This window comes from Variovorax sp. MHTC-1 (genome assembly GCF_003984645.1).
Lineage (GTDB): Bacteria > Pseudomonadota > Gammaproteobacteria > Burkholderiales > Burkholderiaceae_C > Variovorax.
Map to the genome: position 1 here is coordinate 1 of NZ_RWKI01000006.1, position 18353 is coordinate 18353.

At 66.8% G+C, this 18353-nt stretch carries 23 protein-coding genes and 1 tRNA gene; 11 read left to right on the forward strand and 13 right to left on the reverse strand.

Annotation, left to right across the window (positions count from 1 at the left end):
* Both EJI01_RS11755 and EJI01_RS11760 read right to left on the reverse strand, forming a co-directional pair.
* On the reverse strand, positions 1–624 hold a 624-nt coding region (locus tag EJI01_RS11755), incomplete at its 3' end, for a class I SAM-dependent methyltransferase (protein WP_148112363.1).
* Between the two features lie 22 nt (positions 625–646).
* Complete coding sequence (locus EJI01_RS11760) at positions 647–1087, reverse strand: CBS domain-containing protein (protein ID WP_126837310.1); 441 nt, start codon at positions 1085–1087, stop codon at positions 647–649.
* 70 nt (positions 1088–1157) lie between these two features.
* On the opposite strand from EJI01_RS11760, the gene EJI01_RS11765 reads away from it, so the two are divergent.
* Positions 1158–1949, forward strand: a complete 792-nt coding sequence (locus tag EJI01_RS11765) for an SDR family NAD(P)-dependent oxidoreductase (protein WP_126837311.1) — start codon at positions 1158–1160, stop codon at positions 1947–1949.
* 287 nt (positions 1950–2236) lie between these two features.
* Here EJI01_RS11765 and EJI01_RS11770 read toward each other — a convergent pair whose 3' ends face one another.
* Positions 2237–2443 carry a hypothetical protein gene (locus EJI01_RS11770; protein ID WP_126837312.1) on the reverse strand — a complete coding sequence of 69 codons (207 nt, stop codon included), beginning with the start codon at positions 2441–2443 and terminating at the stop codon, positions 2237–2239.
* A 147-nt stretch (positions 2444–2590) separates the two neighbouring features.
* Entirely contained in the window at positions 2591–3013 is a 423-nt protein-coding gene (locus EJI01_RS11775; RefSeq protein WP_126837313.1) for a hypothetical protein, read from the reverse strand.
* Positions 3014–3453: 440 nt separating this feature from the next.
* Here EJI01_RS11775 and EJI01_RS11780 point away from each other — a divergent pair, with 440 nt between their 5' ends.
* Positions 3454–3813, forward strand: coding sequence for a hypothetical protein (locus EJI01_RS11780; RefSeq protein WP_126837314.1), 360 nt, complete (start codon positions 3454–3456; stop codon positions 3811–3813).
* A 28-nt stretch (positions 3814–3841) separates the two neighbouring features.
* Here the strand turns inward: EJI01_RS11780 and EJI01_RS11785 are convergent, their stop codons facing one another.
* The gene (locus EJI01_RS11785) at positions 3842–4165 is read right to left on the reverse strand and encodes a hypothetical protein (RefSeq protein WP_126837315.1); all 324 of its coding nucleotides are present in this window, start codon (positions 4163–4165) and stop codon (positions 3842–3844) included.
* A gap of 402 nt (positions 4166–4567) precedes the next feature.
* Between EJI01_RS11785 and EJI01_RS11790 the strand changes: the two genes are divergently transcribed.
* The gene (locus EJI01_RS11790; RefSeq protein WP_126837316.1) at positions 4568–4987 is read left to right on the forward strand and encodes a CBS domain-containing protein; all 420 of its coding nucleotides are present in this window, start codon (positions 4568–4570) and stop codon (positions 4985–4987) included.
* A gap of 140 nt (positions 4988–5127) precedes the next feature.
* Here the strand turns inward: EJI01_RS11790 and EJI01_RS11795 are convergent.
* Together EJI01_RS11795 and serS are read right to left on the reverse strand one after the other, a co-directional pair.
* A tRNA-Ser gene (locus EJI01_RS11795) sits at positions 5128–5217 on the reverse strand.
* A 45-nt stretch (positions 5218–5262) separates the two neighbouring features.
* Positions 5263–6594 carry a serine--tRNA ligase gene (serS, locus tag EJI01_RS11800; protein WP_126837317.1) on the reverse strand — a complete coding sequence of 444 codons (1332 nt, stop codon included), beginning with the start codon at positions 6592–6594 and terminating at the stop codon, positions 5263–5265.
* 60 nt (positions 6595–6654) lie between these two features.
* On the opposite strand from serS, the gene EJI01_RS11805 reads away from it, so the two are divergent.
* Positions 6655–7065, forward strand: coding sequence for a VOC family protein (locus EJI01_RS11805; protein WP_126837318.1), 411 nt, complete (start codon positions 6655–6657; stop codon positions 7063–7065).
* 5 nt (positions 7066–7070) lie between these two features.
* On the opposite strand, the gene EJI01_RS11810 is transcribed toward EJI01_RS11805, so the two are convergent.
* From EJI01_RS11810 to EJI01_RS11820, 3 genes are read right to left on the reverse strand one after another with little or no spacing between them, the layout of a single operon-like run.
* A complete protein-coding gene (locus EJI01_RS11810; RefSeq protein ID WP_409513945.1) occupies positions 7071–8036 on the reverse strand; it encodes a threonine/serine dehydratase in 966 nt (321 codons plus the stop codon).
* Positions 8033–9001 (reverse strand): 4-hydroxy-3-methylbut-2-enyl diphosphate reductase, encoded by a 969-nt coding sequence (ispH, locus tag EJI01_RS11815; protein WP_126837319.1) that lies wholly within the window; start codon positions 8999–9001, stop codon positions 8033–8035. The genes EJI01_RS11810 and ispH overlap by 4 nt, the downstream gene beginning before the upstream one ends.
* A gap of 2 nt (positions 9002–9003) precedes the next feature.
* A complete protein-coding gene (locus EJI01_RS11820; RefSeq protein ID WP_126837320.1) occupies positions 9004–9459 on the reverse strand; it encodes a peptidylprolyl isomerase in 456 nt (151 codons plus the stop codon).
* Between the two features lie 63 nt (positions 9460–9522).
* On the opposite strand from EJI01_RS11820, the gene radC reads away from it, so the two are divergent.
* Together radC and EJI01_RS11830 are read left to right on the forward strand one after the other, a co-directional pair.
* A complete protein-coding gene (gene radC, locus EJI01_RS11825) occupies positions 9523–10200 on the forward strand; it encodes a RadC family protein (RefSeq protein ID WP_126837321.1) in 678 nt (225 codons plus the stop codon).
* Between the two features lie 32 nt (positions 10201–10232).
* Complete coding sequence (locus EJI01_RS11830) at positions 10233–10889, forward strand: Smr/MutS family protein (protein WP_126837322.1); 657 nt, start codon at positions 10233–10235, stop codon at positions 10887–10889.
* A gap of 97 nt (positions 10890–10986) precedes the next feature.
* On the opposite strand, the gene EJI01_RS11835 is transcribed toward EJI01_RS11830, so the two are convergent.
* Positions 10987–11400, reverse strand: a complete 414-nt coding sequence (locus EJI01_RS11835) for a group II truncated hemoglobin (RefSeq protein ID WP_126837323.1) — start codon at positions 11398–11400, stop codon at positions 10987–10989.
* A gap of 88 nt (positions 11401–11488) precedes the next feature.
* Between EJI01_RS11835 and EJI01_RS11840 the strand changes: the two genes are divergently transcribed.
* The 5 genes from EJI01_RS11840 (at position 11489) to EJI01_RS11860 (ending at position 15555) form a co-directional block, all read left to right on the forward strand.
* On the forward strand, positions 11489–12319 hold the full coding sequence (locus tag EJI01_RS11840; RefSeq protein WP_126837324.1) for an ABC transporter substrate-binding protein: 831 nt from the start codon (positions 11489–11491) through the stop codon (positions 12317–12319).
* An 81-nt stretch (positions 12320–12400) separates the two neighbouring features.
* Positions 12401–13096 (forward strand): amino acid ABC transporter permease, encoded by a 696-nt coding sequence (locus tag EJI01_RS11845; protein ID WP_126837325.1) that lies wholly within the window; start codon positions 12401–12403, stop codon positions 13094–13096.
* Positions 13093–13803: an amino acid ABC transporter permease gene (locus tag EJI01_RS11850; RefSeq protein ID WP_126837326.1), complete on the forward strand. Its 711-nt coding sequence runs from the start codon at positions 13093–13095 to the stop codon at positions 13801–13803. Before EJI01_RS11845 ends, EJI01_RS11850 begins: the two co-directional genes overlap by 4 nt.
* Positions 13800–14543, forward strand: coding sequence for an amino acid ABC transporter ATP-binding protein (locus EJI01_RS11855; RefSeq protein WP_126837327.1), 744 nt, complete (start codon positions 13800–13802; stop codon positions 14541–14543). Before EJI01_RS11850 ends, EJI01_RS11855 begins: the two co-directional genes overlap by 4 nt.
* Positions 14544–14559: 16 nt before the next feature.
* Positions 14560–15555, forward strand: coding sequence for an isopenicillin N synthase family dioxygenase (locus EJI01_RS11860; protein WP_126837328.1), 996 nt, complete (start codon positions 14560–14562; stop codon positions 15553–15555).
* Positions 15556–15788: 233 nt separating this feature from the next.
* On the opposite strand, the gene EJI01_RS11865 is transcribed toward EJI01_RS11860, so the two are convergent.
* Entirely contained in the window at positions 15789–16976 is a 1188-nt protein-coding gene (locus tag EJI01_RS11865) for a trans-sulfuration enzyme family protein (RefSeq protein WP_126837329.1), read from the reverse strand.
* The gene (locus EJI01_RS11870; RefSeq protein ID WP_126837330.1) at positions 16973–18346 is read right to left on the reverse strand and encodes a pyridoxal-phosphate dependent enzyme; all 1374 of its coding nucleotides are present in this window, start codon (positions 18344–18346) and stop codon (positions 16973–16975) included. The genes EJI01_RS11865 and EJI01_RS11870 overlap by 4 nt, the downstream gene beginning before the upstream one ends.
* Between the last annotated feature and the right edge of the window lie 7 nt (positions 18347–18353).

Sequence of the window (18353 nt, forward strand, 5' to 3'; positions counted from 1 at the left end):
GGTCTTGCGCCACACGCTCGCCAGCCAGGGCTGCTGCTCGCGTGGCAGGCCGGCGGGGCGGTAGTAGTGCGCGAGTTCCGTGAAGCCGGCCGCGGACATATGGCTTCGCCATGCCTCGAGATCGTGGAAGGCGCTGTAGCGCGCGCCGCTCCAGCCTTCCTGGCCAACGCCGCGCGGATTCGAGCTGAACAGCACGCCGCGCGGCTTCAGCGTGGCGTGCAGTTCCCGCAGCACGCGCGGCAATTCCTGCGTGGGGACATGGAACAGCGCTGCGTTGGCGAACACACCGTCGAAGCGCCCGGGCGGCAGATCGAGCGCAAGAAAGTTCTGCTGCAGCACCTCGCAGCCGCTGTAGGCGCGTGCCATCTCCGCCAGCCGCGGCGCTCCCTCGAGTCCGACCGGCAGATGCCCGAGCCGCTTGAAGGCCAGCAGATCGCGCCCCGGACCGCAGCCGAAATCCAGGATCTCGAATGGCGGCGGCGCCTCGATCACCGCGAGCAGCGCCGCGATGTTCTGGCTCACGTCGTGATCGCGCGTGGCGGCCCAGAAATCCTCGGCTTGCCGGTCGTAGTGCGAGAGCGTTGACGCGGCGATCCGCTCCAGATCTTCGGCCTTCAGCGTCACGGCATCGCAGCGCGGCCGGAGATCACGCGCGCTCCCCGGTGATGTAGTGCTGCAGCTGTTCGATGATGAACTTCTGCTCCGAGATAATGCCCTTGACCAGGTCGCCGATCGAGATCAGGCCGGCGAGCTTGCCCTCCTCGATGACCGGCAGGTGGCGCACGCGGCTCTGGGTCATCAGGGCCATGCACTCCTCGCTGGTCTGGTCGGGACGCACGTAGATGACCGAGGTCGTCATGATCTCGCGCAGCGGCGTGTCCTTGGACGAGCGCGCCATCAGCACGACCTTGCGCGCATAGTCGCGCTCGGTCAGCATGCCGACGATGCGGCCGTGCTCCAGGACCAGCAACGCGCCGATGTTCTTCTGCGCCATCCGCTCGACGGCCTCGAACACCGACTCCGAGGATTCGATGGTGTGAACCGTCCGGTCGCCTTTTTCCTTGAGGATTTCTGCTACGGTCTTCATAGGTCATTTCTCCGCAGAGGCACTGCGCCTTCAGACTACTCCAAGCTCGCAATCAATGCACGGAGGCTTCATGGATCTTCAATTGGCCGGCAAGCACGTACTCGTCACCGGCGGCAGCCGCGGCATCGGCCTGGCCTGCGCGCGCGAGTTTCTGCGCGAGGGCGCAAAGGTCAGCGTGGTCGGCCGCTCCGCGACTCGCCTGCAAGACGCCGTCGCGCAGTTGCGGACGGAAGGGCATGACGCAGTCCGTGGCCACGGTGTGGACCTCGGCGATGCGAGCGCCGCGCTGGCCATGCTCGACGCCGCGGAAGCCGAACTCGGCCCGATCGACATCCTGGTCAATTCCGCCGGCGCCGCGCGCCGCACGCCTTTTGGCGAACTCGCGCCGCAGGCCTGGCAGGACGCGATGCAGGCCAAGTTTTTCACCTATATCAATGTGATGGATCCGGTGATCAAGCGCATGGGCGAACGCGGCGAAGGCGCGATCGTCAACGTCATCGGCATGGGCGGCAAGGTCGCCACCCCCACTCATCTCGCCGGCGGCGCCGCCAACGCCGCGCTGATGCTGGCCACCGCCGGCCTCGCCACCGCCTACGGCCCGCGCGGCGTGCGCGTGAATGCCGTCAACCCCTCGCTGACGCTGACCGACCGCATGGCGGAAGGCATCGCCGCCGAGGCGCGGCTGCGCAACAAGAGCGAAGAGGAGGTGCTGCGCGACGCCCAAATCCGCATGCCGCTGGGCCGCCTCGCGAAGCCGGAAGACATCGCCGACGCCGTCGTCTTCCTCTGTTCGGCGCGCGCAGGGTACATCTCCGGCGCCATCGTTTCGATGGATGGCGCGGCGACGCCGATGGTGGTTTGAAGAGAAAAGAGCCGCGGCGGCTAGGGCCTGTTAACGCTATTTGCGGGGATCGCGTTGCCCAGCCAAGGGGCTGGATGCAAGGCGCCCGCGCTTGCAAGGCTTGCGCCTTGCAAGCGCGGGCAACGCCGCAGACGGCCCCTTGGCTGGGCAACCCGAAGGGAAGGCCTGCCAGGGCGCGCCACTCGGCGTTGCGCTCCTTGTGCGTGCCGACGCACGCACGGCGTCGCGCGCCTTGATTGGCCCGCCCTGGCAGGCCTTCGCGACCCCGCAAATAGCGTTAACAGGCCCTAGCGCATCGCCTCGAAGGATCCAGCGTCCTTGTTCGCGGGCCGAGTCTCGACGAGCCAGTCGAGCGGCTCGCCGGCCTTGCGCGTGTCTGCGAAATCAGCCATCGGCACCGCAGGCCATGTGGGGCGCCGGCTCATCAAACGGCGGTGTTCGAACATGGAGAGCAGGTACTTGACGCGTGCTGCGCCCAGATAGGGGAATCGCATGTGTATCTCCGTCCTGGCTTTCGACGCTTGCGTACACGACAACCCATGAGCAGGTTGCGGGACTGGATCTCCCTGGCGAGGCGCAACGATAGCGGAAGCCGGCATGTACGCCAAGCCGCAAGATGTGACTTTTTTGGAAGGCAACCCTCATCTGCCACCGGAGAGGTGTCCGTGCAGGTCGCCGACGGCGTGAGAGGCTTTTCCGCCCGGCCAATTCGCGATGCGCGCCGCGGCAAGCCGGTCGATCCGGTCCTGCCGCTTCAGCGCCGACTCGATCGCAGCTCGCGTGCGCGCTCTTCGAACTTCGAGCCAGGCCAGCGGCGTAGCGATGACGAGTCCGGCGAAGGATGCGAGCGCCGCCACCAGCGCGGCAACCATCACCAGCAATCGCAGGTCGTGGAGATCGAAGGCGTTGGGATTCACGGTCCCTGCCGCAGCCGCGGCCGGCGCGGCGGCCGGCACCGGCGGTGGCGGGAAGGCGAGTTCCACCCAGAACAAGCCAAGCGCAAGGATCGTCGCGAGCACGAACGTCCAGGCGAAAAAATGCTGGTACCTCTTGCGCACCACCACAAGTGAATCCATTGCGATCTCCGGGAACCGGACGGAAAGCTTCGATCGTGCGAATCGGGGAGGTGGATGCTGTCAGACAAGGTAAGCACCGGTCGCCGGACTGCGTCGACTCAAATCGCGTTGCTACGTGTACTACAAAATGTGTACAACTTTACAGCGCAACGCATTGGGTGCGTGAATATGAGAGGGAGGTTCTTCACCGCAGCAGTGGACAAGCCTGTGGAAAAAGATGTGCGCATGGCCTCCAGGCCGTGCCGCGCAGGGATCACCGCGCGGTCCCCTGCGGAAGCAATACCCTGGCTGCTCTTGGCCCTTTTTCCCCTCACAACTCGGCCCCCGCTCCAGCGGATCGGCCGCACGCATGGGAGATTTTCACATTTTCTTACCATTTCTTGTATATTGAAACGTCGCCGGACGCCAACGCAATTAAGGAGCCCCCGATGGACTCGGATTTTCATCTTCGCAAAGTGCAGACGCTCAGCCCCAAGGCGGCAAAGATCGCCTTGCGAATGCTGGACGCTGACCCGAACATTCCCGTGGAATCAGTCCTGGCCCTGCGTCCTGCCCTGGTTGAACGCTGCAGCGAGTCGCACTCTTTCGGAACTACCGACTGGATGACGATCGCTGCGATCGATCGCCCCGCCATCCGTCGCATTACCGAGCGCTTCGAAAGCCGCGAGCAACGCCATGCTCGACTTTGGGTGACGAGTCTTCGCCACGAGTCGCGCAAAGCCCCTCGTTCGTCGTTTGCCGACAGCGCTTACGGCTCACAAAGCACAAGTCTTCCTACGAAGCCTTGATACGGCCACAGGCCTCCGGCTCGATGAGTCATGCGCCGGTGCGTCCCTGACGTCTTCTGACGCCTGAAGAACGATCGTCGTGCATCCACGCGATCAGTGCGGCGGACAATGCGGCGCCCCCGGCAGCGGCGATCAGCACGGCTTGGGCTGGATGCTCAACCACATGGCTGCGAGTCACGCTCAACACGTGACAGGCTTGATCCGTCAGCCCTGCAGGCTTCGGCGTGGAAGGCAGTGTCTTGGATATCACCTCGGCGTCGTCGACCACAGTGCTGACTTCGTCGGCCACCGACGGGGTGAGGTCATCGGATTTGTTCGGACTCATCAATCGCCCTCGCTTGGTTGCGGACATGACCTGCCCTGCAAATGGGCAAGTGAATGAATCGTTGCGGATCGGCTCAAGTCGCGTGTCAGCCTTGAAGGGTGCGCGATGTAGGAGCAATCGACTGGATTCAGGCTCGTGTCCCGAACCCGTGGAACTCTGCAGGCCCCATGCGGTGGGAGCGCAGGGCTTCGGTGTGACGAGGAAGCAGTTAACCGTTGATTTTTCACACCTTTCTGCGGCATGCACTTTCTGGGCGGCAATCTCGACGCCGATCCGGATTGGCGGCAGCGAAGGTGATCACGTGCTTCGAGGGCAGCGTCCTACAGAAGCGAAGGGTCGGGTGTTTGCACAGTCCTTTTTGGGGGCGCACGGACGCGCCAGGATCAGCCGGGTGCCGCGTGGCGTCCCCAACCTACAAGGAGATTTTTCATGCGCACGATCAAGGATTTAATGAGTCGGGACGTACAAGTGATCAGTCCGGACGCGACGATTGCCGAGGCCGCGCGATGCATGCGCGACGGCAATTTCGGCATGATGCCGGTTGGCGAGAACGATCGGATGATCGGCTCCATTTCCGACCGCGATATTGCCGTGCGAGCGGTGGCCGATGGTCGTGGTGGCGACGCCAAAGTACGCGACGTGATGTCGGATGGCATTCGGTGGGCGTATGAAGACGAGCCGATCAAGCGCGCTGTCGCAATCATGGGCGAGCATCAGATCAGGCGGTTGCCCATCGTCAGCCGCGAGAAGCGTTTGGTAGGCATCGTGGCGCTGGCCGATCTCGCCGTCAAGGAAACCAAGAAGGCTCCCGCGGCCGAAGCGCTGTGCGAGATATCGGAGCCGGCCTGACGGGTGCCCTTGGCACGCAGCGGATGAAAGCGAGGACGCCAGCGGCGTGTAGCGGATGCCCTGGAGCGGCAGCGCTTCGACGATGACACTCATGGGCCACAGTCTGGACGCGTCGGTCAATCTCAGGCGCGTTGAATCACTGGAGGAGAGGGAGGGATTCGAACCCTCGGTCCGTTCGCACGGACGCCTGATTTCGAGTCAGGTACATTCGACCACTCTGCCACCTCTCCGGTGTCTGTCGAGCCTGCGATTCTAGCAGAGGCTTTGGGCGCTTTTCAGGCCCGCAGCACGCCCAATCCGCCCAGATAGGGCCGAAGGGCCTCGGGCACGGTGATCGAGCCGTCCGCGTTCTGGTGGTTTTCCAGCACCGCGACCAGCGTGCGGCCGACTGCGAGGCCCGAGCCGTTCAGGGTGTGCACCAGTTCGTTCCTGCCCTGCGTGTTCTTGAAGCGGGCCTGCAGGCGGCGGGCCTGGAAGGCCTCGCAGTTTGAGACCGAGCTGATCTCGCGGTAGGTGTTCTGCGCCGGCAGCCAGACCTCGAGGTCGTAGGTCTTGGTGGAACCGAAACCCATATCGCCGGTGCACAGCAGCACCACCCGGTAGGAGAGCTCCAGCGCCTGCAGCACAGCCTCGGCGTGGGAGGTCATGGTTTCGAGCGCCTCGTAGCTTTTTTCGGGATGCGTGATCTGCACCATTTCGACCTTGTCGAACTGGTGCTGCCGGATCATGCCGCGCGTGTCGCGGCCCGCGCTGCCGGCCTCGGAGCGGAAGCACGGCGTGTGCGCGGTGAGCTTGATGGGCAGTTGCGACTCGGCCACGATCTCGTCGCGCACGAAGTTCGTGAGCGGCACTTCGCTGGTCGGGATGAGGTAGAGCGCCGAATGATCGGGCGCCGGCTCGCCGTCCTGCCCGCCCTTCTTGGCGGCGAACAAGTCGCCTTCGAACTTGGGCAGCTGGCCGGTGCCGCGCAGCGTGTCGGCATTGACGATGTAGGGCACGTAGCACTCGGTGTAGCCGTGCCGCTCGGTCTGGATGTCGAGCATGAACTGCGCGAGCGCGCGGTGCAGGCGCGCGATCGGCCCCTTCATCACGGTGAAGCGCGAACCCGCGAGCTTGACGCCGGTCTCGAAGTCCAATCCCAGCGGCGTGCCGAGGTCCACGTGATCCCTGGCCTCGAAGCCGAGCGCGGGCGCATCGGCGCCGTTGCCGCCCTTCGGGCTCCAGCGCCGGACTTCGAGATTCGCCGTTTCGTCATCGCCGACCGGCACACTCGAATGCGGCAGATTGGGCACCGCGAGCAGCAGGGCCTGCAATTCGGGCTGGATGGCTTCCAGCCGCACGGCCGACGACTCCTGTTCGGCCTTCAGCGCGTTGACCTCGGTCATCAGCTCATCGACCGATTCGCCCTTGGCCTTCAGCGGCCCGATCTGCTTGTTGAGCGCATTGCGGCGCGCCTGCAGTTCCTCGGTGCGGGTCTGCAGAGTCTTGCGCTCGGCCTCGAGCGCGCTGAAGCTGGCCACATCGAGAAAAGTCTGGTTCTTCTTGCGGGTTTCGAGGCGGGCAACGACCGAGGCGAGGTCCTTGCGTAACAGAGTGATATCGAGCATCGCGCGATTTTAGGCGGGGCGTAGGATCGCCTTCCCCCATAACCCAAGGAGATCGAATCGATGGAAGCCTATCTGTCATTCAACGGGAACGCGGCCGATGCGCTGGCCTTCTATGCCAAGAGCCTGGGCGGCAAGATCCTCTTCAGCATGACCTTCGGCGAGAGCCCGATGGGCGCCGAAACGCCGGCCGACCACAAGGGCAAGATCATGCATGCGACCCTCGAAGCGCGCGGCAAGCAGATCATGGCCTCGGACCTGCCGCCCGGAATGGCTTTCGAGGGCTACAAGGGCTTTTCGCTCTCGGTCCAGGCTAAGGACGTGAAAGAAGGCGAACAGCTCTTCAAGACGCTGTCGGAAGGCGGGAAAGTCACCATGCCCTACGCCGCCACCTTCTGGTCCCCCGGCTTCGGCATGCTGGAAGACAAGTTCGGAGTGCCGTGGATGGTCAACGTCGAGCACCCGCAGGTCTGAAGGCACTAAGCCAGGCTGGCCGGATCCACGTTCGCGCCGCAGACGATGAGGCACAGCTTCTCGCCTTCGCGCGGCACATAGGCGCCGCTCTGCAGCGCGGCCAGCGGCAAGGCGGCCGCCGGCTCGACCGCCAGCTTGAGCTCTTTCCAGAGCCACAGCTGCGCCGCACGGATCGCCTCGTCGGGCAGCAGCAGCGCATCGCGCACGTGACGCTGGGTGAGCTCCCAGGCGATCGCGCCGATGCGCCGTGCGCCGAGCGAATCGGCCGCGACGCCGCCCACCTCGACATCGACCGGCTCGCCCGCTTCGCGCGCCCGGAACAGCGTCGGCGCGCGCTCGGGCTCGAGCGCCACCACGCGGCTGCGTCGTTCGAACCATGCCGCGAGCCCGCCGATCAGCCCGCCGCCGCCCACGCTGACCAGCACGGCGTCCGGCAGGCCGCCCTGCTGCTCGATCTCGCGGCCGAGCGTGCCGGCGCCGGCCACCACCTCGGGCTGGTCGTAGGCGTGGGTGAACAGCGCCCCGCTCTCGCGCTGCCGTTCGAGGCAGGCTGCCAGCGCGTCGCCGTAGACCTCGCCGCCCACCACCACCGTCGCGCCCAGGGCACGCAGGCGCGCGCGCTTGGCCTCGGGCGACACCGTGGGCAGGAACACTTCGCAATGCACGCGGAGCGCGTGCGCGGCAGCCGCAGTGGCGATGCCGGCATTGCCGCCCGAGGCCACGATCGCGCCGCTGTCGGGAATCTCGTTGGCCAGCAACCGGTTCATCATGCCGCGCGCCTTGAAGCTGCCGCTCGCCTGCAGGTGCTCGAGCTTGAGCCAGACCTCGACACCCGGCACTTCGACGCCCAATGCCCGCCCGGAAAGCTTCCACAGCGGGGTCTCGCGCAGAAAGTGCGGCGCATGCTCGTGCAACCGGCGCGCGGCCGCCTCGATGTCCAGCCGCCAGTCGATGCTTGCGGCGCCGGTCACGAGATATGGCCCGGTGCGGGAATGTCGTCGAGCTTCAGGCCCTTGGGCAGGGGGAACTTGAGCGTTTCCTCGATGCCCTCCATCTTGCGCACCGACACCGCCCCCAGCGCCTTGACGCGCTCGATCACCTCGCGCACCAGCACCTCGGGCGCCGAGGCGCCGGCTGTCAGGCCGACGCGGCTCTTGCCCTCGAACCATTCGGGCCGCAGTTCAGCGGCCGAATCGACCATGTAGCTCTCGGTGCCCAGCCGTTGCGCAAGCTCGCGCAGCCGATTGCTGTTGGAACTGGTCGGGCTGCCGACCACGATCACCAGGTCGACCTGCGGACTCAGCAGCTTGACCGCATCCTGCCGGTTCTGGGTGGCGTAGCAGATGTCCTGCTGCTTGGGCTCGCGCACGTTCGGGAAACGCGCGCGCACCGCGGAGGAGATCTCGGCCGCGTCGTCGACCGACAGCGTAGTCTGGGTAACGACGGCCAGCTTGGTCGTCTGCGCCGGCGACACGTGCGCGACGTCTTCCACGTCCTCCACGAGGTGGATGCCGCTCGACAGCTGCCCCATCGTGCCTTCGACCTCGGGATGCCCCTTGTGGCCGATCATGATGAATTCGTAGCCTTCCTTCGCGAGCTTGGCGACCTCGACGTGCACCTTGGTCACCAGCGGGCAGGTGGCATCGAAGACCTCGAAGCCGCGCTCGCGCGCCTCGGCCTGCACGGCCTTGCTGACGCCGTGCGCGCTGAACACCAGCGTGGAGCCCGGCGGCACCTCGGCCAAATCCTCGATGAAGATGGCGCCCTTGGCCTTGAGCTCGTTGACCACGTAGGTGTTGTGCACGATCTCGTGGCGCACGTAGATCGGCGCACCGAACTTAGCGAGCGCGCGCTCGACGATCTCGATCGCGCGGTCGACGCCGGCACAAAAGCCGCGCGGCTCGGCCAGGATGACTTCCTGGACCTTGTTGCTCATGCTCACAACACGCCGATCAGCTGCACCTCGAAGGTCACGGGCTGACCTGCGAGCGGATGGTTGAAGTCGAAGCGCACCGCGGTCTCGTTCGATTCGATCACCGCGCCGGCGTAGCTGCCGGTGCCGTCGGGCGTGGGGAACTGCACCACGTCGCCGGCTGCGTACTGCTCGTCGGGGTCGCCCATCTGCGCGAGCAGCTTGCGCGCCACCCATTGCTGCATCTCGGGGTTGCGCTCGCCGAAGGCATCGCCGGCCGGCAGCTCGAAGGTGGCGTGCGTGCCTTCTTCCAGCCCCAGCAGCCGCTGCTCGACCGCGGGCGAGAGCTCGCCGGTGCCCAGCGACAGCGTGGCGGGCTTGTCGTTGAAGGTGTTGATGATGTCGCCCGCCGGCCCGGCCAACCGGTAGTGCAGCGTGAGAAAGGAGCCGGGCGTGACGACGGCGGTGGTGGTGGAGGACAAGATGGGCGATCGCTATAGTCTGGACCGGTATTTTAGGGAGGGGCCCTTGAGCCCGCATGAATCATGTCTTTCAAGGATCTGCCGGCCGGGGCGCGCCCGCGCGAAAAGCTCATGGCGCAGGGCGCCGCTGCGCTCGGCGATGCCGAGCTGCTGGCCCTGCTGCTGCGCACCGGCGTGGCCGGCAAGAACGTGCTGCAGATGGCCCAGGAGCTGCTCGACGGCTTCGGCGGACTGGCCGGCCTGCTCCATGCCGGGCTCGACGACCTCAAGCGCATCAAGGGCCTGGGCGGAACCGCCAAGCGCGCCGAGTTGACGGCCGTGCTCGAGCTGGCCCGTCGCGCCCTGGCCGAGCGCCTGAAGGAGCGCGCGGTGTTCGACTCCCCCGAGGCCGTCAAGCACTATCTGCAGCTGCACATCGCCGCGCGGCCGCACGAGGTGTTCGCAGCCCTCTTCCTCGATGCGCAGCACCGCCTGATCGCGCTGGAAGAACTTTTCCGGGGCACGCTGACACAGACCAGCGTGTATCCGCGCGAAGTGGTCATGCGCGCGCTGCATCATCACGCGGCGGCCGTGGTGCTGGCGCACAACCATCCGAGCGGCTGCGCCGAGCCCTCGCGTGCCGACGAGGCCATCACTCAAACGCTCAAGGCCGCACTGGCGCTGATCGACGTGCGGGTGTTGGATCACATGATCGTCACTCGTGGCCAGACCCTGTCGATGGCCGAGCGCGGCCTGCTCTGAGCGCGAAGCGACGAAGCCTTATCCTGAGCCCCATGCCGCTTCCACCCAAAGCCATCAAGAGCCTCGCCGACCTGAAAACGCTGCAGCACAAGCTGGCCGAACAGCGCGAGCGCGAAGCCGCCGCGGCCGCTGAGCGCGCGGCCGCCGAGAAGAAGCGCCTGGCCGAGCAGGATCTGTTCACCCGTGCGATCGGCGCCACGCAGCCGCTGCGCCGCAAGGCCGCCGTGCCGCTGGCGCCCGAGCCGCCGGCGCCGATCCCGGTGCAGCATCAACTGGACGAAGAGCGCGTGCTGCGCGAATCGCTGTCCGACGAGTTCGACGTCACGACCCTGCTCGACGCGGACGACGCGATGAGCTTCCGCCGCCCCGGCATCCGCACCGATGTCACGCGCAAGCTGCGCGCCGGCGAATGGGCGATCCAGCGCCAGATCGACCTGCACGGCATGCGCAGCGACGAGGCGCGCGAGGCGCTCGGCGCCTTCATTCGCGATGCCTACAAGCAGGGCCTGCGCTGCGTGCGCGTGGTCCACGGCAAGGGACTGGGCTCGCCGGGCCGGCAGCCGGTGCTCAAGGCCAAGGTGCAGCGCTGGCTGATCCAGAAGAATGAGACGCTGGCATTCGTGCAGGCCAAGCCGGCCGAGGGCGGGGCTGGGGCACTGCTGGTGCTGCTGGCGCCGGCGAGGCGCTAACCGCGCGATCGGCCGCCGCCGGGCCGCCCCAAGGCGGCCGGGCCTCTCCCTCGGGGGGTGGAGTTACACGCAGCGAAGCAACGTGAAAAGCCGGGGGCTACTTGTTCCGCATCCAGTCAGCGGTTTGGAAGAACGAGTCCTTCAGGCGCGCCCGCAGCGCCTCGGGCACGCCCGTCTCCCCCATCGCCTGGTCCATGCAGGCCAGCCACTGGTCTCGTTCCTTGATGCCGATCGCATGGCCGCCGATGCTCTGCGGCAGGTGCCGCGCACGCAGCATCGGATGGCCGAAGCGATCGGTGTAGTGCTGCGGCCCGCCGAGCCAGCCGCAGAGAAACCAGAACAGGCGCTGGCGCGCGTTGTCGAGCGTGGTGCCGTGCACGGCGCGCAGTTGCGCATAGGCCGGCTCCAGCTCCATCAGGTCGTAGAAGCGCTCGACCAGCGCGTGGACCTTGGCTTCGCCGCCGATCCATTCGAAGGGCGTGTCGAAGGGCGGCTTTTCGTGAATCTGCATGCCGGCAGTATGCATATGTGAAAGAGCTATTTCTCGACACAGGCTTTTGTTGCTATGGTGCGGGCCGACTTCCACTGGAGATAACAACATGCGTTTCCGATTCGCCGCCGCCGCCCTCACTGCGGCCGCCCTGCTCCTGGGCAGCGCCGTCCACGCCGATCAACTCGCCGACATCAAGAAAAAAGGCCAGCTGGTCGTCGGCGTGCTCGGCACCGACGAGCCCGCCACCTTCATCGATCCCAAGACGCGCGAGATCATCGGCTACGAGGTCGACCTGGTGAATGCCATCGCCAAGAAGATCGGCGTCAAGCCGGTGCTGAAGCAGATCGCCGTCGCGGCGCGCATTCCCGAGCTGCAGCAGGGCCACGTCGACCTGGTGGCCGCCGGCCTCACGCACAACAAGGAGCGGGAGGCGCAGATCGACTTCTCGCTCACCACCTTCGTCACCGGCCAGAAGGCCATTGTCAAAAAGGACAGCGGCATCACCGCGGTGCCGCAGCTCTCGGGCAAGAAGGTGCTGACCATCCGCGGCGGCACGCAGGAGCCCAACATCAAGAAGGCCGTGCCCGGCGCCGAGGTCGTGACCTTCGACACCAGCCAGCAGGCCTTCCAGGCGCTGCAGCAGGGCAAGGGCGTGGGCTATGTCGACGACGAGGCCGCGCTGCTCAACAGCTACGCCAAACTCGGCCCGCAGAAAGCCAAGTACGTGGTGCTGCCGCAGAACCTCAGCACCGAGGCGCTGGCAATCGGCATCAGGAAGGGCGAGACCGGCCTCAAGGCGGTGGTCGACGAGACCCTGCGCGAACTCGAGAAATCGGGCGAGGCCGAGAAGATCTTCTTCAAGTGGTACGGCCCGAAGACCAAGTCGGGCTTCGACAAGCGCAACTTCAAGATCGAGAGCGACAAGATCGACAGCTGAGTCGCCGGCTGGGCATCTGCCGCGGCGGATGCGTAGGATGTGCCCCGCGCCCGCGCGAAGCGGGCGCCGACACATCCGTTCATGCTGCCCTTCGACTACTCCTTGCTCCTCGCCGGGAAGTACCACGACATGCTGGTCGCGGGCTTCCTGCTGTCGCTGCAACTGCTGGCCGCCTCGCTGATGCTGGCGCTGCCCATCGCGCTGATGGTGGCGCTGCTGCGGCTGGCGCCGGCCGCGCCGCTGCGCTGGCTGGGCTTCGCCTACGTCGAATCGATACGCAACATCCCGCTGCTCGCGCACATGCTGTTCTGGTACTTCGGCGCACCCGAGCTGCTGCCGGAAGACATCAAGCAGCGCCTCTACGCCGGCCGCATCGAGGCGATGAGCGCGGTGGTCGCGCTGGGCCTCTACACCGCGGCCTACATGGCCGAGGACATCCGCAGCGGCATCCGCGCGATCCCCGCCGTGCAGATGGAAGCCGGCCGGGCCCTCGGCTTCGGCTTTCTCGCGACCATGCGCCGCATCGTCCTGCCGCAGGCGCTGCGCGTCACGATCCCGCCGCTGATTTCGCAGACGCTCAATCTCTGGAAGGGCACTAGCATCGCGACGGTGATCGGCGTGGCCGAGCTCATGTACCAGGCCGGCCAGGTCGAGAGCGCCACTTTCCGCAGCGCCGAATCCTTCGCCTTCGCCACCGCCGCCTACCTCACGGTGTCGATGATCATCACCGGCGCGGCCAGCTGGTACCAGCACCGCTTTCCGCCGAGGGCCGCATGATCGAGCTGATCCAGACCTACTGGGTCTACTTCCTGATCGGCCAGTATCCCAACGGTCCGCTGGGCGGCCTCGCGCTGACCGTGCTGCTGGCCGCGCTGGGGCTGGTGCTGGCCCTGCCCTTCGGCCTGCTGCTGGGCCTAGCGCGCGTCGCCCCGTGGCGCTGGCTGCGCTGGCCGGTGACCACAGTGGCCTTCGTGGTGCGCGGCACGCCGCTGCTGATGGTGGTGTTCTGGGCCTACTTCTTCCTTCCGAGCGTGACCGGCGTCAAGACCGACCAGTTCACGACCATGCTGATCGCACTGGTGGTGTTCGACGGCATCTATATCGGCGAGATCGTGCGCGCCGGCATCCTGGGCGTGCCGCGCGGGCAGGTCGAGAGCGCGCGTTCGCTGGGTCTGGGCTATGGCCGCGCGATGCGCTTCGTGGTGCTGCCGCAGGCGCTGCGCAGCATGCTGCCCTCGCTGGTGAACCAGTTCGTCTCCACCATCAAGGAAACCTCGCTGGGCTACATCATCGGGCTGGCGGAGGTGTCCTTCATCGCCTCGCAGATCAACACGCAAGTCTTCACCAAGCCGGTGCAGGTCTACCTGATCCTCGGCTTCACCTACTTCGTCATGTGCTTCGGCCTCTCGCGCTTCGCCTACTGGCTGGAGGCGCGCACCAGCCGTCGCACGCTCGTGCGTTCCGCACCCAAGGCACCCGCATGATCCAGTTCGAGAACGTCAACAAGTGGTACGGCGACTACCAGGCGCTGGTCGAGGTGAACGAGACCATCGCCCGCGGCGAGGTCGTGGTGGTCTGCGGGCCTTCGGGCTCGGGCAAGTCCACGTTGATCCGCACCATCAACCGGCTCGAGCCGATCCAGTCGGGCCGCATCACGGTCGACGGCCGCGACATCCATGCGCGCGGCATCGACATCAACGACTTCCGCTCGCACATCGGCTTCGTGTTCCAGCAGTTCAACCTGTTCCCGCACCTCACGGTGCTGGGCAACTGCACGCTGGCGCCGATCCAGCTGCGCGGCCTTTCGCGCGCGGCAGCCACCGAGCGCGCGATGGCGCTGCTCGATCGCGTCGGCCTGGCGCACAAGGCCAGCGCCTTTCCGTCCGAACTCTCGGGCGGCCAGCAGCAGCGCGTGGCAATCGCCCGCGCGCTGGCCATGCAGCCGCCGCTGATGCTGTTCGACGAACCCACCAGCGCGCTCGACCCCGAAATGGTCGGCGAGGTGCTGCTGGTGATGCGCGACCTCACGCGTGAAGGCATGACCATGGTGGTCGTGACGCACGAAATGGGCTTCGCGCGCGACGTGGCCGACCGCGTGCTCTTCATGGACGCCGGCCGCGTGCTCGAGCGCGCCACGCCCGACGACTTCTTCAACCGGCCGCAACACCCGCGCGCGCAGCAGTTCCTTGCCGACATCCGCACGCCCTTTGCGCACGCCGTTTGATACGCTGGATATCGTCATGACTTCGCTGCCCCTGATCGACATCGCGCCGCTGGTCGCCTCTGCGCCCGGGCGCGCAGCGGTCGCAGCGCGGATCGGCGAAGCCTGCCGCGCGCACGGCTTCTTCTACATCACCGGCCACGGCATCGACCCGTCGCTCACGCAGCGCCTCGAAGACCTGAGCCGCGCCTTCTTCGCGCTGGACGAAGCGACCAAGATGCGATGGCGCATGGAGCTCGGCGGCCGAGCCTGGCGAGGCTACTTTCCGCTCGCGGGCGAGCTCACCTCGGGCCGCCCCGACTGGAAGGAAGGGCTGTACCTCGGCACCGAACTGCCGGACGACGATCCGCTGGTGCTGGCGCGCACGCCGGTGCACGGGCGCAACCTGTTCCCCGATCTGCCCGGCTTCAAGAGCACCATCCTCGACTACATGGCGGCAGCCACGCGGCTCGGCCACACGCTGATGGAAGGCATCGCCCTGAGCCTGGGCCTGCCTGCCTCCTACTTCGCCGAGCGCTACACGGCCGACCCGCTGATTCTGTTTCGCATCTTCAACTACCCGACGCAGCCGGTGCCTGCGAATCTCGACGTGCAATGGGGCGTGGGCGAGCACACCGACTACGGCCTGCTCACCATCCTGCGGCAGGACGAGATCGGCGGCCTGCAGGTGCGCACGGGCGAGGGCTGGATCGATGCCACGCCGGTGCGCGATGCCTTCGTCATCAACATCGGCGACATGCTCGACCGCATGACCGGCGGCCTCTATCGCTCGACGCCGCACCGCGTGATCCGCAACACCTCGGGCCGCGACCGGCTCTCGTTCCCGCTCTTCTTCGACCCCAACTTCCACGCGCGCGTGCGGCCGATCGAAGGCTTGCCGAAGCCCGTCGTGATCGACGACAGCGCGACGCGCTGGGACCGCGCCAACGTGCATGCCTTCAACGGCATCTATGGCGACTACCTGCTCGACAAGGTGTCGAAGGTGTTCCCGCAGCTTCGCAACGCTGTGCTGTAAAAACCGTGCAGCGGCAGGCCTTGCGCGCCGCCGAAGGCGGTGGAGGCTGCGTGTTCCGGATACCGGCGCAACGCATCCCGCAAAGGCGCCCTCGGGTCCGGGGTGGTGCGCCTGTGTGGCGCCGAGAAGCGCAGCGCAGGGGAGTCGGCGCTTAGGCGTCGACCGCCACACCGAAGCGCCGCGCCGGACCCGCGGGCGCCTTTGCAGCGCGCAACATCGCGCCAGCTCCGGTATCAGATCTTCGCCAGCGCCTGCTGCAGATCGCTGCGCAGATCGTCCAGATCTTCGACGCCCACCGACAGCCGCACCAGCCCATCGCCGATGCCTAGCCGCGCGCGCGTCTCGGCTGGAATGGTGGCGTGGGTCATGATGGCGGGGTGCTCGATCAGGCTTTCGACGCCGCCTAGGCTTTCGGCCAGCGCGAAGATCTGCACAGCCTCGAGAAAGCGCCGCGTGCCGGCCAGGTCGGTGCGCAGATCGATCGAGATCATGCCGCCGAAGCCCTCCATCTGGCGCCGCGCCAACTCGTGCTGCGGATGCGAAGGCAGGCCCGGGTAGTGCACCCGCGCGACCTGCGGCTGCCGTTCGAGCCATTGCGCCAACACCAGCGCGCTGCTGCAATGACGCTCCATGCGCAGCGCCAGCGTCTTCACGCCGCGCAGCGTGAGGAAGCTGTCGAAGGGGCCTGCGATCGCGCCCACCGAGTTCTGCAGGAAGCCCAGGCGCTCGCGCAGCGCCTCGTGCCGCGCTTCCCGGCCCACGATGGCGACGCCGCCGATCACGTCCGAATGGCCGTTCAGGTACTTGGTGGTCGAATGCACCACGACGTCGAAGCCGGCCTCCAGCGGACGCTGTACCCACGGACTCGCGAAGGTGTTGTCGGCCACGCTCAAGATCCCGCGTTCGCGGCAGATCTCGGCGATGGCGCGCAGGTCGGCCAGGCGCAGCAAGGGATTGGTCGGCGTCTCGACCCAGACCATGCGCGTGTCCGGCTGCAGCGCGGCAACAAGCTTGGCGGGATCGGTGAGGTCGACGAAGCTGAAGCGATGCCCCGCGCTGCGTGCGCGCACGCGCTCGAACAGGCGGAAGGTGCCGCCGTAGACGTCATCGCCCGACACGATGTGCGAATTGGCATCCAGCAGCTCGAGCGTGGTCGAGATAGCGGCCAGGCCGGAGGCGAAGGCGAAAGCTGCGGCGCCGCCTTCGAGATCGGCCACGCAGCGCTCCAGCGCCCAGCGCGTGGGATTGTGCGAGCGGCCGTAGTCCAGCCCCTTGTGCACGCCGGGGCTCTGCTGCACATAGGTCGAGGTCGCATAGATCGGCGGCATGAGCGCGCCCGTCGAGGGGTCGGGCGACTGGCCGGCATGGATCACGCGGGTGGCAAAGCCCTTCTTCTGGGTGTTGGATGGGTCCTGGCTCATTTCAAGCTTCTCCGCAGGTGATTCAACAGATCGACGCGCGTGATGAGCCCGTGGAATCCGGACTCGTCCGCGATCATGGCCACCAGGCCGCGGTCGAGCACGGCCTCCAGTTCGGCCAGGCTCGCACGAGACGGCAGAGTCTCGGGCACATCGGTCATCGCGCTCTGCACGTTCGAACGAAAGCGGCCGGCGTCCGCATGCACGGCCAGCAGCAGATCGGATTCGTCGATCACGCCGACCAGTTGCTCGCCTGCGAGCACCGGCAGCTGCGACACGTCGGCCAGCCGCATGCGCTGGAAGGCGGTGAGCAGCGTGTCCTCGGGGCCGACGCTGATCACGCTGCCGTCCTCGAAGCGGCGCGAGACCACGTCGCGCAGATCGCCATGGCGCTCGCGCGCGAGCAGGCCCTGGTCGAGCATCCACTGGTCGTTGTAGACCTTCGAGAGATAGCGCGTCCCGGTGTCGCAGACGAAGCTGACGACGCGCAGCGGCTTGGTCTGCGCGCGGCAGAAGCGCAGCGCCGCGGCCAGCAGCGTGCCGGTGGAGGAGCCGCCGAGGATGCCCTCGGCCCGCAGCAGCTCGCGCGCGGTGCCGAAGCTTTCCTCGTCGCTGATCGAATATGCCTGCTTCACGCCGGAGAGATCGGCGATGCCCGGGATGAAGTCTTCGCCGATGCCTTCGACCGCCCACGAGCCGGCCTCGCCCACCTTGCCGCTGCGCGTGTACTCCGCGACCACCGAGCCCGCGGGGTCGGCCAGCACGAAGAAGAGCTGCGGCTGCAGTGCGCGGAAGTAGCGCGTGAGCCCGGTGATGGTGCCGCCCGAGCCGACGCCGACCACGATCGCATCCACGTCGTGCCCGCATTGCTGCCAGATCTCGGGGCCCGTGCTGGCTTGGTGCGCGAGCGGGTTGTCGGGGTTGTTGAACTGGTCGGCGAAGAAGGCGCCGGGGATCTCGCCGGCGAGCCGCGCGGCGAAGTCCTGGTAGTAGTCGGGATGGCCCTTGCCGACGTCGGAGCGCGTGGTATGCACCTCGGCGCCGAGCGCCTTCAGGTGCAGCACCTTCTCGGTCGACATCTTGTCGGGCACCACCAGCACCACGCGATAGCCCTTGGCGCGCGCCACCAGCGCCAGGCCGAGGCCGGTATTGCCGGCCGTCGCCTCGACCACGGTGCCGCCTGCTTGCAAGCGCCCGTCGCGCTCGGCCGCATCGATCATCGACAGGCCGACGCGGTCCTTGATCGAGCCGCCGGGATTCTGCGACTCGAGCTTGAGGAACAGCGTGCAGGGGCCGGTGTCCAGCCGCGTGACCTGCACCAGTGGCGTGTTGCCGATCAGATCAAGCACCGCGGGTCGGGTTTCAGTCGTCATGTCGTCC